The following is a 15266-nucleotide window of genomic DNA, read 5'->3' on the forward strand; positions in this document are numbered from 1 at the left end:
CGGATTCAGCGCCGCTCGAGGATGGCGATGACCTCGGTCACGCGCTCGCCGTGAACGGTCTCCTCCCGGCCGTTCTGGCGTAGGAGGCGTTGCACTTCGGGGTCGGTCTCGCGATCGGCCCAGCGCTGATAGCCGGCGTCGCCGTCGATCTCCGCCTTCACGATCTGCGGGAAGAGCGCGGGCGAGATCTCGTCGGGGAGCGGGATGGGGTAGTGCTCGAGGTCCTCCGCCGCGGGCTCGAACGCGCCGCCGAGCTTGATGGCGATCGCCCGCCGCACGCGCTCGGCGTGTCCGCGCTCCTCGCGCCCGTTGCGACGCAGCAGCTCGGCGGCGCGCGGCTCGCCGATGCGATCGGCGAGGCCGTTGTAGAAGTCCTCGCCGGACCGCTCGACCTTGAAGAGCAGGCGCATGGCATCGACGTCGAGGTGCTCGATCATTCCGAGCGCGGCGGCGGCCGAGAAGAAGTCGGTGTACCGGGTCATACCGCCCCCTATGGCCCAGGCGGCGATCCGACGGAAGGTGCCGCGCTGGTGGTGGCGTCCCGGCCCGGCTATCTTCCGCGGGCGGACACGAGGCGGCGCAGGAGGCGGACGTGCTGACGTGGTGGCAGGCGGTCGTGCTGGGATTGGTCGAGGGCATCACCGAGTACCTGCCGGTGAGCTCGACGGGGCACCTGATCCTCGCTTCGTCGCTGATGCACCTGGATCATCCCCAGACGAAGGATGCGCTCGACGCCTACCTCGTCGTCGTGCAGGGCGGCGCGATCCTGGCGGTGGCGCTCCTGTATCGCGAGCGCGTCGGGCAGATGATCCGCGGGGTCCTCGGACGCGATACCGAGGGCTTGCGCCTCGCGGGCAACATCGCGCTCGCCTTCGTACCTGCGGCGATCGCCGGCGCGCTGCTGAGCAAGAGCATCAAGGCGGTCCTGTTCCGCGACGCTCCGGTCCTGCTCGCGCTCTTCGTCGGCGGCGTGTGGATGATCTGGCTCGGCCGGCGCGGGGGGCGGGCGGGCAACGACGTGACGGCCATGACGTGGCGCACGGCCCTCGGCGTCGGCCTCTTCCAGACGCTTGCGCTCTGGCCCGGCACGTCGCGATCGATGGTGACGATCGGAGGCGGCATCCTGCTGGGGCTCGCCGCCCCGGCGGCGGCCGAGTTCTCCTTCCTGCTCGGATTGCCGACGCTCGGCGCGGCGTGTCTCCACGACCTGGTCGGCAACGTCCGCCACGCGGCGGAGGGCGACGGGCCGTCGATGTTCCAGCAGCTCGGCACGGGCCCGCTCGTGCTCGGAATCCTCGTGGCGACCGTGTCGGCCATGATCGCCGTTCGCTGGCTGGTCGCGTTCTTGACGAGGCGAGGGCTCGCGCCGTTCGGTTGGTATCGGATCGTGCTCTCGATCGTCCTCGGCCTGCTGATCGCGTCGGGCGTCGTCGCGGTCGGCTGAGCCGCGGGTCTTGCCTCCCGGCCGGCAGATCGCTACGCGGACGGGGACATGAGCGACCAGATCGGCCCCTTCCAGCCCGGCATGGACCTCGCGCGACTCTCGCGCCGCGCCCTCGCCTCGCTCGGCCGCGAGTACATGCTGTTCGGACACTTCCTCAATCGCGCGGGTCTGCCGCCAGTCCACATGCTGCTCGGTCCGCAGGCGCGCGAGCGTATCGCGATCGAGGAGTGGATGGGTGCGAGCCCGATCTACACCCCGCGCATGCAGCGCGCGATGGGCATCGAGGGCGACGACGTCGAGACGATCTTCAAGGGCCTGCAGCTCGACGTCGGCTTCGCGCACCAGTACATGGACGTTCACTACGAGCTCGAGGGCCCGGAGCGCGGTTTCTTCTGGCTGCAGAGCTGTGGCGCGCTGCTCGAGCTCGAGCCGCACGGCGAGGCGGCGGTCTTCTCGATGTGCCACACGATCGAGGACCCGACCTTCGACGCGACCGCCGTCGCGACCAATCCCCGCGCGCGCTGCCGTCCCATCCATCGCCCGCCACGCACGCCCGCCGATCGCGTGCCGCACTGCCGCTGGGAGTGTGTGATCGACCCGTCCGCCGCGCCCGTGCAGGAGATCCCGCTCACCGCACGCGCGCGCAAGTCGCGTCTCGCCCGTTTCGAGTTCGCGCCCGTCACGTCGGCGATGCCCGGCGGCTGGAGCGATTATCGCGCCGCCTTCGACCCGGACTTCCAGCTCGAGCACCTCTCGCACGCCGCGCTGGTGCGCGTGTGTCGTGAGCTCTCGATGCAGAACCATCTGCTCATTCGCACGCTGCTCATGGCGGTGGCCGAGCGTGGCGGGGACGAGATGGCGGTGCGCGTCGGCACGGCGCAGTGGGTCGGGGCGGGGACGATCGCGTCGGGGCGCGTACAGGCGGCGATGGGTATCGCGCCGGACGGCGCCGAGGCCATCTTGAAGGTGCTGCAGCTCCATCCGGGATTCCTCCCGGGCTACATGCGGCTCGGCTTCGAGCTGCGGTCCCCGGACCGTGGCCGCTTGTGGATCGAGGACTGCGATGCGCTCGCCGAGGGCGACCCCTATGGATGGCTCGGCCTGCTCGGCCCGGCGTCGCATCCGGGGCTCGACGCGATGGTGCGGGGCGTGAATCCGCGTGCCCGCTGCGAGCCTGCGTCGCCGCCGGGTGGCGCGCGGCTCGCCTGGGACGTCGTCGTCGAGCACGACGCCGCACCGGCGGCCGAGCCGCCGGAGGCCGCCATGGTGCGCGTGACCCGCGCGGCCCGCTTCACGTTCACCGACCGCGAGCTACGCGCGTGAGGACTTCGCGATGAAGACCGTTCGCAACAAGACGCACAAGCCACTCGCCGTTCCGCTGCCGCGCGGGAAGAAGCTCCACCTGAGCCCGCTCAAGACCGGGCAGATCGCCTCGGACGATGCCGACCATCCGGCGGTGAAGAAGCTCATCGAAGCGGGCGAGATCGAGATCGTCGGGGAGGAGTCCGGGCACGCCGACGGCAGTGGGGGTGGCGGCGCGAAGAAGGCCTCGCCCGGCGCGCCCGGCCACGCCTCGGGCATCAGCCGTCGCAGCGGCGATCGCTGAGCAGATGGGCGAGCGCCTGCACGACAAGGTCGCGATCGTCGTCGGCGCGGGGCAGACCGCCGGCGAGACGATCGGCAACGGCCGTGCGACCGCGCTCGTGTTCGCTCGCGAGGGCGCCAAGGTCCTGCTCGTCGACCGCGACGGCGCGTCGGCGGCCGACACCAAGCGCGCGATCGACGCCGAGGGCGGAATGTCATCGGTCATCGAGGCCGATGTGACCCGGTCCGACGCCTGCCGGCGGATGGCCGAGACGTGCATTGCCACCTACGGCCGCATCGACGTCCTGCACAACAACGTCGGGATCGGGAGCCTCGGCGGTCCCGTCGAGCTCGCGGAGGACGAGTGGCGGCGCGTGCTGGACGTGAACCTCACGGCCATGTTCCTCACCTGCAAGCACGTGCTGCCGCAGATGGAGGCGCAGGGGAGCGGCGCCATCGTCAACGTGTCGTCACTGGCCGCGATCCGCTTCGCGCCGTTCCCGATGCTCGCCTACAACGCGTCCAAGGGCGGCGTGAATGCGTTCACACGGTCGATCGCGATGCAGTACGCGCCGCGGGGCATCCGCGCCAACGCCATCATGCCGGGTCTCATCCGCACGCCGATGGCGATCGACGACGTCGTGCGCCGGATCGGGATCGACCGCGAACGGCTCGTGCGGGGGCGCGACGAGGCCGTCCCGATGAAGCGGATGGGCGAGGCGTGGGACGTCGCCTACGCGGCGCTCTACCTCGCCTCGGACGAAGCCCGCTACGTCACCGGCGTCGTGCTGCCGGTCGACGGCGGGCTCTCGTGCAAGGGCTGAACCCGACCCGAGACTGCGTCGTGGGTCGGAGCCGGAGGCGAGGGTGTTGCGTGGGCGGTACGCGCCACCGCCATGCCGCAGCCCGCGAAGCCGGCGCGGCACTGCGAGGTACGCACGACGAGCCGCGGCGGCTTGGCGAGGGCGAGTCGGTCTTATGCCGACGCGGCGAGGGCGAGGGCGAGCGCGGGCTCGGCGGGCTCGCTCGGGACGAGATGGCGCTGCGCCATCTCCATGGCGTGCAGCTCCCGGCCGGGGAGCCGGGTCAGCACATCGACCAGCCCCGCCCAGCGATCGTGATCGGCGTTCGCCAGCTCGTAGTAGTGGATCGCGCCGTCGACATCCTTGCGGCGGAGCTGCCGGTCGCCCAGCGTGATCAGCTGCTGGCGCGGGAGCGGGATGCCACCGGTCTGACAGGCGTGCACCGCCTCGTCGACGCGCCCGCGCTCGAGCAGGTGGTCGACGAGCTGCGTCCAGTCGTCGGCTGTCGTGTGGGCCGTGTTGCGCGCGAAGATGCGCATGGACGCGTCGAGGAACCCGTGGCTCATGTACCGGCGGGCCACCAGGATCTCGCCGTGCGCCCGGCGTCCCTTCTCGGCAGGTAGGTCGGGGGTCTTGTCGGAAGGCATCGAGATCCCCTCATCGCAAGGGTCGTGCCCGCGAAATTCCGCCCAATCGGTGGACGTTCGTCCCCGGAGTGTGCCACGGATGACTCGGACGGGCGGATTCGTCCCGCCCGTGGCGCTACGAGCAATTGAACGAGGCGCGCACGCCTTGCGGAGTGACGGCCGTCGGCCGGACGGCGTGACCGGGGCCGCGCCGCCGCACTTGAAGCGGATCTGCCAGCGCGCGTCGTCGATCTGCCACGTCAGCGAGCGGTCGTCAGCGCCGGCACTCCGGCGTAGTACGTGCCCATCTTCCGGCCGATGCGCGTTCGGGCGTCGGTGCCGAGATGACCCGTGTTGTCGATGTAGTCGCTACAAGAGTCGACTTCGGGCGAGTAGCCGATCGCGAGGTCGGCGGCGTCCTGCGCAACGATCGCGATGGCCTGGTCGATCGCCGGATGGATCACGGAGGCATGGACGTCGCTACCGCCGAACTGGCACACGCTGTTGTTCGGGCCGCCGACGACCGGCTGCAAGATGATCTGGCGTAGCGCCGCGTACTTCGTGCGGATGACGGCGATCTCCGTGCGGATGTCGGACACCCACTCGGCGACGGTCGGGATGCCGGAAGGGATCGAAATGGTCAACAGCACGCGATCGATCGGCAGACCCGGCGAGCAGGGCGCGTTGAGCGCCGGGCGGCTCTGCCCTGGGCACGTCGTCCCCCAGCCCGGATAGTTCGGGTCCATCCACGCGAGGCCGGCGCTGGCGCAGGCCCGGACCTGATAAGTGCCGTGTCCGACGACGGCGAAGAACCCGCCGCCGCCATCCGGCGGATCGAGGCACACCATCCCGGTCTGCGAGAAGCCGAGGATCTCCGTACAGCCCCCGCCGCCAGGCACCGTGGTCGTGGTGGGCGGACGCGACGTGGTGGTGGTCGTCGTCGGCGCGAGCGAGGTCGTCGTGGTCGTCGTGCGCGTCGTGCTGGTCGTCGGTATCGACGTCGTGGTGGTCGTCGTGCGCGTCGTGCTGGTCGTCGGCGTCGACGTCGTGGTGGTCGTGGTGGTCGTCGTGCGCGTCGTGCTGGTCGTGGGCGCCGTCGTCGTGGTGCGTGTGGTCGAGGTCGTCGTGGTGGTCGGCGGCGGCGCGGTCGTGCTCGTCGAGCTAGTGGACGTCGAGCTGACGACCGTGGTCGTCGGCGACGACGATTCGCACACGCAGGCGTCGGTGCAGTGCTCGTCGGCCGCGCAGCCGAGCGATCCGTCGCACTGCTCGCCGCCCTCGGTGTCCAGGCGCCCGTCGTTGCACGTCGACAGCGTCGCGACGAAGGGACGGCGGCGGGGGCGGCCATTGGTCACCACGAGCGTGCCGGTGAACCGGTCACACGTCGGCCCCGCGATGAGACCCTTCACGAGCTTCACGCGCGCGGGCCTTCCGGAGCGATTGGCGATGCCGCTGCACGGCGGCCACGAGGCGTTGATCCGGCTGGTGTTCCTGACTCCGCTGAAGCCCGGCCGGACCGGCTTGCAGCCGATGCTCATCGCAATCTCGGAGGGATCGACCGCGATCGCCACCAGCCGGTCCGCCGGCGATCCGCCCACCACCTGGTTCAGCTGGAACAGGAAGCGACCGCCCCGACATGGGATCTCGGCCTTGCCGTGCGCCGCCGGAGCCCCCGCGAGGACCCCACCGAGAAGAGCCGCCACCACGAACGATCGCTGGACCGACACCACACCCACCACGCGGAGTGGCTGGTATACCGAACGCGCACGTCGAAGGTAAGCCGATCGCGGGAATTTCATGCGGGCGCCAGGCTCGCGATCGCCGCGCGGAACGTGGCGATTCGCCCCTCGATCTCGGCGCGACAGGCGGGGTCCAGGACGCCCCGCCGTGCAGCCCGACGGAGGCGCGGGAGCAGCGTGCGGAGCTGCCGGTCGGCGCGACGAAGGAGGTTCTTGGTCTGGCGTGCCCGCGTGCTGGCGCCGGCGCGCTGCACGAGCACGGCGGCATTGCCGTAGTGCGCGTGGACGACGCTGCCGAGCGTGGCGTCGACTTGCCCGCTCGAGCAGAGCGACGCCTTGCTCGCGGCGTCGAGCTGGCAGACCAGGAGCGCCGCGCCGGCGAGACCGGCGCACGGGTCGGCGAGCGTGGTCGTCGTCGTGCTGGTCGTGGTCGTGGTGCAGATGACCGGCGCCTTGGGCGAGATGCGGATGATGCGGCTCGATCCGCCGTTCGGGTACACCGCTACGTAGAGCGCGCCGTCGTTGCCGGTGCGGATCGAGACCGGAAGGTCGGGCGCCACCGAGCCGAAGTCGCGGCGCGGGCCGACGATGCCGTCGCGCGTCGCGTTCGGCGTCAGCGAGTAGAGGCTTCCGTTCGCGTTGTCGCCGAAGACGTAGCGGCCCTGGTACGGCGCCGGCCAGTCGCAGCTGTCGACGATGAGGCCACCCGTGATCGCGTCGCATCCGCCGTCGACACTCTGGTCGAGGCCGCCCGTTCCCCCGTGGCGGCAGTAGTAGATGGGCTCGACGCAGTCCTGGTCCTGGATCGGCGCACCGCCGGTGGTGGTGCCGACGCGGACGTCCCGACACTTGTCGAGCGGCCAGCCGTGCTGTCCCTCGCGCCACGGCCAGCCATGATGGCGGCCGGGCTGCAGGATGTTCACCTCTTCGTACGAGATCTCGCCGACGTCGCCGACCCACACCTTGCCGGTCTGCGGATCGACCCACAGCCGGAAGGGGTTGCGGAAGCCCCAGGCATAGACCTCGGTGCGCGGCGGACCCACGTCTCCGGGATCGATCGCCACCCCGGGGCTCGGGCCGCAGGCGGAGACGTTGGTCGCACCGACGAGCGGGTTCGTCGCGGGAATGCTGCCGTCGAGCCCGATGCGCAGGACCTTCCCGTTGCCCGCGCCGTGCGCCGTCGGATCGTCGGAGAGGCACGTGGGGTAGAAGTTCGACGGCGTGTACGGCGGCTCTGGGATGGTGTTCGAGTTGCTCCCGGTGTCGCCGACGCCGACGTACAGGTAGCCGTCGGGGCCGATGTCGAGCGCGCCGCCGTCGTGGTTGGCGGGGCCACAGAGGTTCTGCAGCAGGAGCGTCTCCGGTCCGAGCTGGTTCGTTGCCGAGAGCACGCGCACGACGACGCGGTGCCGGTTGGCATCGTTGCCGGGGACCGGCGCCGAGCCGTTGGCCGAGTAGTAGAAGTAGAGCCGATGGTTGGTCGCGAACTGCGGATCGACCGCGACGCCGAGCAACCCCTTCTCGCTCGACGAGTCGACCGCGAAGTTTCCCGCCGGGACGATCGCGCCGCCGCCCGCCGGCCGGACGTACGCGGTCCCGGTCTTGGAGAGGATCACGACCCGCCCGTCGGGGAGCCATCGGAAGTCCGTGATCTGGTCGATCCCGGTGACGAACGACGAATCGAGGTCGAACGTCTCGTCCGGACTCGGGCTGCCGATGCTCGAGAGCGAGTCCGCACGCGACGGAACCGCGCGCGCACACACGAGCCCCACCACCGCCGCCACCACCAACCACCTCATGGTTCGAGGATGCCGGGGCACCCTCCGAGTGTCGATCTCAGCCGGCCGTCGGAGGGTCGCCGGTGGGTTTCACCATTGAAATCACGGGCGTTGTCAGCGGCTCGGACGGAAGCGGCGGACGCGCCCGCGGCCCGGCTTCGCGCCTGCATGAGCGCGCGGCGCGGCCGGCGACGCGGGCGCCTGGGGGTGTCCGCGCCGCTCCGCGTTCGATCGCGCCCGCGCCCGCTCGTCGGCTCTCCGCGCACGGATGGCGGCGATGCGCTCGTGCACGGGGATCTCGAGCCGCTCGGCCGGCTTCGTCGTGTAGTCGAAGCCGGGCAGGGTGACGCGCGGCAGGCTCCTGCCGATGGCCCGCTCGATGGCGCGAAGATCGGACTCCTCCTCGCGCGATACGAACGTGAACGCATCGCCCGTCGCCTCCGCCCGCGCCGTCCGTCCGACCCGGTGGATGTAGTCCTCGGGGACGTTCGGGACGTCGAAGTTGACGACGTGGCTCAGCGCCTCGACGTCGATCCCGCGCGCCGCGATGTCGGTCGCGACCAGGACGGGGAAGCGCCCCGCCTTGAAGCCGGCGAGCGCGGCCGTGCGCTGTGCCTGCGAGCGGTTGCCGTGGATGCGATCGCAGGCGACGTGCCGCTTGCCGAGGAAATCGGCGAGGCGGTTGGCGCGGTGCTTCGTGCGCGTGAAGACGAGCGCGGTCTTCATCTCGCCGCGCCGCAGCAGCTCGAGCAGCAGCGCGCTCTTGAGGTCCTGCGGCACGGGGTAAACCGCCTGCGTGATCCCGACCGCGGGCGCCGCCTTGCGCTCGAGGTTCACGGTCGCGGGGTCGTGCAGGATCTCCCGCGCGAGGGCGACGATCGGCTGCGGCATGGTCGCCGAGAAGAAGAGGGTCTGGCGGCGTGCCGGGAGGTGGCGCAGCACGCGACGGATGTCGGGCAGGAAGCCCATGTCGAGCATCCGGTCGGCCTCGTCGAGCACCAGCACCTCGAGGCCGTCGAGCTTCGCGTAGGGCTGGCGGAAGTGGTCGAGCAGGCGGCCGGGCGTCGCGACCAGGATGTCGACGCCGCTGCGCAACGCGTGCTCCTGCGGACCCATGCCGACGCCGCCGAACACGGCCGCGCCCGTGAGCGGGGTGTGCACCGCCAGCTCACCGAGGTCGGCGTCGATCTGGGCCGCGAGCTCGCGCGTCGGGGTGAGGATGAGGGCCCGCGTCGTGCCGCGGCGCTTGGGCAGGAGCCGCTGCATGATGGGCAGCAGGAAGGCGGCGGTCTTGCCACTGCCGGTCATGGCGCAGGCGAGCACGTCGCGTCCCGAGAGCGCGAGCGGGATCGCGTCCTTCTGGATGGGTGTCGGACGGATGAAGCCGAGCTCGCGCACGGCGCGCAGGATCGAGGGGTCGAGGCCGAAGCCGGTGAAGGGCATGGGTGCGCAGGGTAGAGCAGCGACGCCCGGACGACGCAACGGGGCGTCAGGCGCGGGCGTCACGTTCGCCGCCCGTGCCGGGACCGCGCGTGACGCGATAGGCGCGCCCCTTCCACACCGCGCCGGTACCGCGATGGTGATGCCATGCCGACGACACCGTCATCGCCGCGTACATCGTCGCCGACAGCGGCAGCGCGAGCGCCCACGGCGGCTCGCACCCGAGGTAGTCGATCATCGGACGGTACGTCCACGCGATCGCCGCGTACGCGACGAGCCCCATGACCCGCAGCGGCCAGGGACCGAACACGATGGCCCCGACCGGCAGCAAGAACACGTAGGCGAGACCCAGCACGACGCCTGCGACGATGAGCGGGTTGTAGCGGAGCTGCGTGTAGGCGCTGCGCGCCACCATGTTCCAGATGGCGGCGAGCGTCGGGTAGCCTCGCGTCGACTCGACGCCCGGATGGTATCCGAGCCAGAGGCGTCCGCCCGCATCCTTGCAGACGCGAGCCAGCGCGCAGTCGTCGATCACGGCGTCGCGGATGGCCGCCATGCCGCCGACGCGTTCGAGCAGCGCGGCGCGTACGAGGACGCAGCCACCCGCCGCACCGGCGTCGCCAGCGCGGTCGTCCCGGGTCCGGTGGAACGAGTACACCATGGCGAAGAAGTACGTGAAGGCGGGGATCAGGAGCTTCTCGAACACGGTCGCGCAGCGCAGGCGCGCCATGATCGAGACGAGGTCGCGCGTCTCGCGATAGGCCGTCGCGAGCAGGCGCTCGAGCACGTCGGAATCGTGGCGCACGTCGGCGTCGGTGAGCCACACCCAGCGGGCGCCGCGCGCCCGCGCTTGCGCGACGCCCTGATGCTGCGCCCACACCTTGCCGGTCCATCCCGGCGGGAGATCGGGGGCCGGCACGACCGTCAGGCGCTCGGGCACGCCGCGCTCGTCGGCGATCCGGCGCGCGATCTCGGCCGTGCCGTCGTCCGAATGATCGTCGACGAGCACCACGTGGAGGTCGGCGTGCGTCTGCCCGAGAAGGGCCGCCAGGGTGCGCGGCAGCTCGGCCGCTTCGTTGCGCGCCGGCACGACGGCGACGACGGGCTCGGCGAACGCGACGCGTGGCGGCGCCACGCCCAGGCGCGGCTCGATGCGCCAGCGCCGGCCGAAGGCCGCATAGCCCACCCACAGCGCCACCAGCACCGCCAGCAGGAACGACATCGGGGTCGTGGCTTGTCTCAGATTGGGTTTGCGTCCGCAATCGGGCTACCGGGCTGGCGGATGGCGCTCTTCACGTTCATGGCGAGGAACGCGCGCTCACCCACGGATTTCTACGGCATCCCGCCGAACGACGTCGTCGACCTCGGCACCCACATCCAGATATAGGAGGGGACGTAGGGACGCGGGGCGTGATGATGCGACGAACCTACTTGCCCGACCGTGCCAGCGCGTCGACGTCGAACAGCGACGGGTTGAACTTCATCCGGCCGTAGAACCCGGCCGTGGGACTCGACTTGACGCCGGCCACCGTGGCGCGGTTCAGCTTAAGGTTCTCGGCGGTCTGGAAGGCCTGGTTCGAGCCCTGGTTGTAGTCGACCTTGCCGCTCGGACGGGTGAACGGCAGGGGGTCCCAGCCCATGATCTGGAGCGTGTTCAGCAGCTCGCCCTTCCAGCTGAACTTGCGGTTCCAGAAACCCTGGAAGGTGACCGAGTCGATGAGGAGCTCGAGCTTCCCGAACAGGTAGTACTTGTCCTTCGGCGTGCCCTCGACGACGTAGGCGTGGCGCTTGACGAGCACCGCGTTGCCCGTCGGCGCCCAGGCGACGCCCTTCCAGTTGGGATCCATGTAGCCGATGAACGGGATGTCCGGCCACACCGTGTCCCAGCCCTTGCCGTCGACCCAGCGGCTCTCGGCCTTGCCCGCCAGGTTGAGCGACTCGGCCAGCCGGTACTGATCGGTCTCGCCCTTCAGCTTCCACTCGAAGTCCTCGGCCTTGCCGTCGAAGAACGGTCCGTCGTCCTGGCTCATGTCGGAGCCGAGGAAGCCGTCGGAGCGGTTCGCCGGCGAGACCGCGCGCACGCGACGCAGCGCCGGCACGAAGGCCCACACCGAGTCGTGCTTGTCGGCGTCACGGTAGCGCCAGGTGAGCGACGCCGTGCCGTTGAGGTCGGCGGGCGTCTTTGCGACCGTCAGCGACTGCGAGAGGAAGTTCTGCGGGTTCGGGTTCTTCTCGTCGTCCGGAACGCCGTCGTAGTACGCGAAGTACACATCCTGGTCGCTGCGGCGCTCGAGCGCCGTCGGGCTGACCCAGTTCACCTGCGACTCCGCGTGCAGGTTGCCGAAGTACCAGGTGCGATAGAAGAAGTTCCACAGGATCTTGACCCCGGCCTCGGGGTCCTTCGGATCGATGGTCGGGAAGGGGTGCCCCATGATGTACTCGGGCTGCTTCCCGGTCGACTTGTCGAGGATCGTGCCGACCGGGCTGACCGTGAACTTGCCTTCGTTCGCCTTGGTCGCGGCCTTGAAGTCTGGGGGCCAGTTGTAACGGCTGGCTGGCCACTCGGCGATCTTGTTGATGTACTCGCCGTCCTTGTAGTGGCGCAGGATCTCGGGAGGCAGGAGGCCTTCCGCCTTCTGGTAGCTGCTCGCGTCGAGCGTCTCGCCGGGACTCAACTCGGCGCGCGCGACCGAAGTAGTCAGCGCCGTCGAGATCATCGCTGCAGCGACTAGGAGCACGAGCTCACGCATCATCAGGGTCCCCCTCGATCGGAAAATTGACCGGGCGAGGTAAAGCAGTTTTTCGCCGCGCCGCAAACTCCCCCGTCCGGGGGGCGTCCGGCGACGCCATGGCGCGTCGCGACAGGGGCGACGGCCTCGGCGCCAGGGCTCACAGCCGGGTCGTGCGGGACAGGTCGCCCGCCTTCCTCGCCAGGTCGAGCACGACGTCGCCGAACATCGCCATCTTGGGATTGTCGGCGCCGCCCTGCACGAAGCGCGCGTAGCCCGCTTCGAGCACGATCGCGAGCTTGAAGCGGCCGAGAATGACGTAGTAGTCCATCTCGTCGACCGGCAGGCCCGAGCGTTTCGCGTAGCGCTCGAGCAGCTCCTCGCGTGACGGCATGCCCGTGTAGTCGACGTAGCCGGCGCCGCTGCGATCTTCGTCCGGGTTGGGCCATCCCATCACCACCCAGGCGAGGTCGAGCAGCGGGTCGCCGATCGTCGCCATCTCCCAGTCGACGATGGCGGCCATGCGCGCCGGTGCGCCGTGGCGGAACATGACGTTCGCGAACTGGTAGTCGCCATGCAGGATGCCCGGGCGATAGGTGCGCGGCTTGTGGCGGCGCAGCCACGCCGCCGCCTCGTCGATGCCCGGCAGCTCCCGGAACTTGCAGGCGGCGAGATGCGCGAGCCAGCGGTCGACCTGGCGCTCGTGGAAGCCGTCCGGCTTCCCGAACCCTTCGAGCCCGCGCGCTTTCCAGTCGACGCACGCGAGCTTCCCGATCGCATCGACGAGCTCGTAGGCGAGCCCCTTGCGGGCCTCGAGGTCGGTGTCGAACGGCGCCGGCCAGCCGTCGGTGCTCATGCACGACCAGCCGTCGACGAACTCCATGAGATAGAACGCGGCGCCGGTGACCGCCGGATCATCGCACGCGGCGAGCACGCGCGAGTGCGGCACGTCGGTGTCCTTGAGCGCCTCGAGCACGCGGTACTCGCGCAGCATCGTCTCGTTGCGTCCCTTGGGTACCTTGCGCGGCGGCCGTCGCAGCGCCAGGCGCGCATCGCCACGGCGGATCTCGAACAGCTCGTTCGAGGCGCCACCCGTGATGAAGCGTGCCGTGAGGGGCTCACCCGAGCCGGGAAGCTTCCGCGCGTCCATCCAGCGCGCGAGCGCCTCGGCGTCGATCAGACCCGTGGTGCGATCGGTCTCGGCGCTCACTGGTTGCCCGCCTCGTGCTCGAGGTATTCGGCGAAGCGGGCTCGCGCCGCCGCCACGCGATCGGGGAGGAACTCGGTCGGCCACAGGCCCGGCGATGCCTTGTGCTGCGAGAGGACCGCCTTCGCGACCGTCACCTTGTGCACTTCGGTCGGGCCGTCGGCGATGCCCATCACCGGCACGGCCATCCACAGGCCGGCGAGCGGCATCTCGTTCGAGCAGCCGAGCGCGCCGTGGACGTGGAGGGCGCGCCGCACGACGTCGTGCAGCACCTCGGCCATCCCCACCTTCACGGCCGCGATGTACGTGCGCGCCTCCTTCTTGCGGCCCTTGTCGATCAGCCACGCCGTGTAGACGACGAGGAGGCGGAACTGCTCCAGCTGGATGAAGGAGTCGGCGACGTACTGCTGCACCATCTGCTTCTGCGCCAGCAGCTCGCCCTGCGTGCGGCGCGAGAGGGCGCGCTCGCACATCATGGCGAGCGAGCGCTTCACCATCGCCACCGTCCGCATGGCGTGGTGGATGCGGCCGCCGCCGAGGCGCGTTTGCGCGATCGTGAAGGCCTGCCCCTCGCCGCCGAGGAGGTTCTCGGCCGGGACGCGGCAGTGCTCGTAGCGCAGGTGCGGATGGTGCCCGTGGCCCAGCGGCTCGCCGCCGAGCCCCGCCATGCGCAGGAACTTGAGGCCGGGCGTGTCGCGCGGAACGAGGAACATGCTCGCGCCTTGATGCACCGGCACGTCCGGATTGGTGATGGCCATGACGATCAGGAACGACGCCAGGTCGGCATGCGAGGAGAAGTACTTCTCACCGTCGAGCACCCACTGGTCGCCGTCGCGCGTGGCGCGGCACTTGAACTCCTTCGGGTCGGCGCCGGCCTGCGGCTCGGTCATCGAGAACGACGAGACGATGTCGCCGTCGAGGAGCGGCTGGAGGTACTTCTTCTTCTGCTCGGGCGTGCCGTAGTGTGCGAGGATCTCGGCGTTGCCGGAGTCGGGCGCCTGGCACCCGAAGACGTTCGGCGCCCAGTTCGAGCGGCCGAGGATCTCGTTCATGAGCGCGAGCTTCACCTGGCCGTAGCCGGGGCCGCCGAGGTCGGGCCCGAGGTGGCAGGCCCAGAGCCCGCGCCGCCTCACCTCGGCCTTCAGCGGATCGGTGATCTTCTTGTAGACCGGGTTGCGACGATCGTAGGCGGCGCCGGGCTCGCGGAAGGCCAGGTCGAGCGGCTCCACCTCCTCGCGGACGAAGGTGTCCATCCAGTCGAGCTTCTCTTGGAACTCCGGCTCGGTTTCGAAATCCCAGGCCATGGTCATCTACCTCCCTGACGTCGGCGCCCGATTTCGATACAAGGCTCCGGGACGAGGGTAAAGGAGGAGGGGAGGCATGGGGCTCGGCAACGTCGCGCTGGTACTGATCGCCGCCTGCTCGGTCGGACGCACGTATTTGGCGAGCAGCGCGCTACCCGAACGCGTCGCGTCGCACTTCGACGGCGCGGGTCGGCCGAACGGCTGGATGGCGCGTGACGCGTTCGTCACCACGAACGTGACGATGTTCGCGCTGCTGGTCGTCGTCTTCGTCGGCATGCCGGCGTTCCTGCGCCGCGTGCCGGTGCGGTTCGTGAACCTGCCGAACAAGGACTACTGGCTCGCGCCCGAGCGGCGCGAGGCGTCGGTCGAGCGGATCGGCGAATGGCTCTCGTGGCTCGGCGTCGCGACCGCACTGGTGCTGGCGCTCGCCGAGGAGCTCGCGCTGCGGGCGAACCTCCACGGCGGCGGGCAGATGACCTCGATGCCGCTGGTCGTGGGGTTGGGCGCCTACGCGGCGTTCATGGGCGGGTGGCTGGTCGCGTTCTACGCCGCCTTCCGCCTGCCTAAGCCCGTGCGCCGTTGACCCCGGGGCGGGCGCCCCGGCATATGTTC

At 70.3% G+C, this 15266-nt stretch carries 14 protein-coding genes; 5 read left to right on the plus strand and 9 right to left on the minus strand.

Annotated features, from left to right (window positions below):
- Positions 1 to 5 precede the first annotated feature (5 nt).
- Entirely contained in the window at positions 6 to 482 is a 477-nt protein-coding gene (locus tag VMS22_25150) for a ferritin family protein (protein ID HXJ37329.1), read from the minus strand.
- Positions 483 to 592: 110 nt separating this feature from the next.
- Here VMS22_25150 and VMS22_25155 point away from each other — a divergent pair, with 110 nt between their 5' ends.
- The 4 genes from VMS22_25155 to VMS22_25170 are packed head-to-tail and all read left to right on the plus strand — an operon-like array spanning position 593 to position 3852.
- Positions 593 to 1444, plus strand: coding sequence for an undecaprenyl-diphosphate phosphatase (locus VMS22_25155; protein HXJ37330.1), 852 nt, complete (start codon positions 593 to 595; stop codon positions 1442 to 1444).
- 48 nt (positions 1445 to 1492) lie between these two features.
- Positions 1493 to 2767 carry a hypothetical protein gene (locus VMS22_25160; protein ID HXJ37331.1) on the plus strand — a complete coding sequence of 425 codons (1275 nt, stop codon included), beginning with the start codon at positions 1493 to 1495 and terminating at the stop codon, positions 2765 to 2767.
- A gap of 10 nt (positions 2768 to 2777) precedes the next feature.
- Positions 2778 to 3050 carry a hypothetical protein gene (locus VMS22_25165; protein ID HXJ37332.1) on the plus strand — a complete coding sequence of 91 codons (273 nt, stop codon included), beginning with the start codon at positions 2778 to 2780 and terminating at the stop codon, positions 3048 to 3050.
- 4 nt (positions 3051 to 3054) lie between these two features.
- Positions 3055 to 3852 carry an SDR family NAD(P)-dependent oxidoreductase gene (locus VMS22_25170; protein HXJ37333.1) on the plus strand — a complete coding sequence of 266 codons (798 nt, stop codon included), beginning with the start codon at positions 3055 to 3057 and terminating at the stop codon, positions 3850 to 3852.
- Positions 3853 to 4004: 152 nt separating this feature from the next.
- Here the strand turns inward: VMS22_25170 and VMS22_25175 are convergent, their stop codons facing one another.
- The 8 genes from VMS22_25175 to VMS22_25210 all read right to left on the minus strand — a co-directional run bounded on the left by VMS22_25175 (position 4005) and on the right by VMS22_25210 (position 14654).
- Positions 4005 to 4478, minus strand: coding sequence for a hypothetical protein (locus tag VMS22_25175; GenBank protein HXJ37334.1), 474 nt, complete (start codon positions 4476 to 4478; stop codon positions 4005 to 4007).
- 239 nt (positions 4479 to 4717) lie between these two features.
- Positions 4718 to 6160, minus strand: a complete 1443-nt coding sequence (locus VMS22_25180; GenBank protein HXJ37335.1) for a hypothetical protein — start codon at positions 6158 to 6160, stop codon at positions 4718 to 4720.
- Between the two features lie 92 nt (positions 6161 to 6252).
- The gene (locus VMS22_25185) at positions 6253 to 7995 is read right to left on the minus strand and encodes a PQQ-dependent sugar dehydrogenase (GenBank protein ID HXJ37336.1); all 1743 of its coding nucleotides are present in this window, start codon (positions 7993 to 7995) and stop codon (positions 6253 to 6255) included.
- 93 nt (positions 7996 to 8088) lie between these two features.
- The gene (locus tag VMS22_25190) at positions 8089 to 9417 is read right to left on the minus strand and encodes a DEAD/DEAH box helicase (protein ID HXJ37337.1); all 1329 of its coding nucleotides are present in this window, start codon (positions 9415 to 9417) and stop codon (positions 8089 to 8091) included.
- A 46-nt stretch (positions 9418 to 9463) separates the two neighbouring features.
- Positions 9464 to 10636, minus strand: a complete 1173-nt coding sequence (locus VMS22_25195) for a glycosyltransferase (GenBank protein HXJ37338.1) — start codon at positions 10634 to 10636, stop codon at positions 9464 to 9466.
- Positions 10637 to 10841: 205 nt separating this feature from the next.
- On the minus strand, positions 10842 to 12167 hold the full coding sequence (locus tag VMS22_25200) for an outer membrane lipoprotein-sorting protein (protein HXJ37339.1): 1326 nt from the start codon (positions 12165 to 12167) through the stop codon (positions 10842 to 10844).
- 136 nt (positions 12168 to 12303) lie between these two features.
- Complete coding sequence (locus tag VMS22_25205) at positions 12304 to 13293, minus strand: phosphotransferase family protein (protein HXJ37340.1); 990 nt, start codon at positions 13291 to 13293, stop codon at positions 12304 to 12306.
- Between the two features lie 56 nt (positions 13294 to 13349).
- A complete protein-coding gene (locus VMS22_25210) occupies positions 13350 to 14654 on the minus strand; it encodes an acyl-CoA dehydrogenase family protein (protein ID HXJ37341.1) in 1305 nt (434 codons plus the stop codon).
- A 76-nt stretch (positions 14655 to 14730) separates the two neighbouring features.
- Between VMS22_25210 and VMS22_25215 the strand changes: the two genes are divergently transcribed.
- Positions 14731 to 15237 (plus strand): DUF1648 domain-containing protein, encoded by a 507-nt coding sequence (locus tag VMS22_25215; GenBank protein HXJ37342.1) that lies wholly within the window; start codon positions 14731 to 14733, stop codon positions 15235 to 15237.
- Positions 15238 to 15266 lie beyond the last annotated feature (29 nt).

Source organism: Candidatus Eisenbacteria bacterium, from assembly GCA_035577985.1.
GTDB lineage: Bacteria > Desulfobacterota > Binatia > DP-6 > DP-6 > DATJZY01.

Bases quoted from the DNA above. Each gene is read 5' to 3' on its own strand.
- VMS22_25150 (HXJ37329.1), bottom strand. From the start codon at position 482: ATGACCCGGTACACCGACTTCTTCTCGGCCGCCGCCGCGCTCGGAATG.
- VMS22_25160 (HXJ37331.1), top strand. From the start codon at position 1,493: ATGAGCGACCAGATCGGCCCCTTCCAGCCCGGCATGGACCTCGCGCGA.
- VMS22_25165 (HXJ37332.1), top strand. From the start codon at position 2,778: ATGAAGACCGTTCGCAACAAGACGCACAAGCCACTCGCCGTTCCGCTG.
- VMS22_25170 (HXJ37333.1), top strand. From the start codon at position 3,055: ATGGGCGAGCGCCTGCACGACAAGGTCGCGATCGTCGTCGGCGCGGGG.
- VMS22_25175 (HXJ37334.1), bottom strand. From the start codon at position 4,478: ATGCCTTCCGACAAGACCCCCGACCTACCTGCCGAGAAGGGACGCCGG.
- VMS22_25185 (HXJ37336.1), bottom strand. From the start codon at position 7,995: ATGAGGTGGTTGGTGGTGGCGGCGGTGGTGGGGCTCGTGTGTGCGCGC.
- VMS22_25190 (HXJ37337.1), bottom strand. From the start codon at position 9,417: ATGCCCTTCACCGGCTTCGGCCTCGACCCCTCGATCCTGCGCGCCGTG.
- VMS22_25195 (HXJ37338.1), bottom strand. From the start codon at position 10,636: ATGTCGTTCCTGCTGGCGGTGCTGGTGGCGCTGTGGGTGGGCTATGCG.
- VMS22_25200 (HXJ37339.1), bottom strand. From the start codon at position 12,167: ATGATGCGTGAGCTCGTGCTCCTAGTCGCTGCAGCGATGATCTCGACG.
- VMS22_25205 (HXJ37340.1), bottom strand. From the start codon at position 13,293: ATGGACGCGCGGAAGCTTCCCGGCTCGGGTGAGCCCCTCACGGCACGC.
- VMS22_25210 (HXJ37341.1), bottom strand. From the start codon at position 14,654: ATGGCCTGGGATTTCGAAACCGAGCCGGAGTTCCAAGAGAAGCTCGAC.
- VMS22_25215 (HXJ37342.1), top strand. From the start codon at position 14,731: ATGGGGCTCGGCAACGTCGCGCTGGTACTGATCGCCGCCTGCTCGGTC.